At 36.3% G+C, this 314-nt stretch carries 1 pseudogene; it reads right to left on the bottom strand.

The window, feature by feature from the left end:
- Positions 1–147 precede the first annotated feature (147 nt).
- Positions 148–314: pseudogene (locus tag ACFINO_RS10910) on the bottom strand (glycerophosphodiester phosphodiesterase); the annotation flags it as partial.

Genomic DNA, 314 nt, shown 5'->3' on the forward strand with positions numbered 1-314 from the left:
GTACTGGAAAACGCACACGTGAGAATTAAATAAAGTAAAAATTTTAATCTTATAAGCACCATCAGTAAATAATCCGCACTTCTCTTTTTTATCAACCTCATTTTTTTAGGGTGGTGTTATTTGCTTTATATTATAGATTGTGTGCTTTTATTTTTCCGTACGTAATTGTATAGCAAGGTCAGGTTGATCTGTTGTGATATAATGTACAGGCATATCAAGCCAATGCGATAGCCGAGGTCTCCCATTAATTGTCCATACCCCCACAGTAAAGCCAGCTTCAAGCGCAGATTCAATAAAGTCCTGTGAAACAAGAG

This window comes from Bartonella sp. AA83SXKL, from assembly GCF_042196965.1.
Taxonomy (GTDB): domain Bacteria; phylum Pseudomonadota; class Alphaproteobacteria; order Rhizobiales; family Rhizobiaceae; genus Bartonella.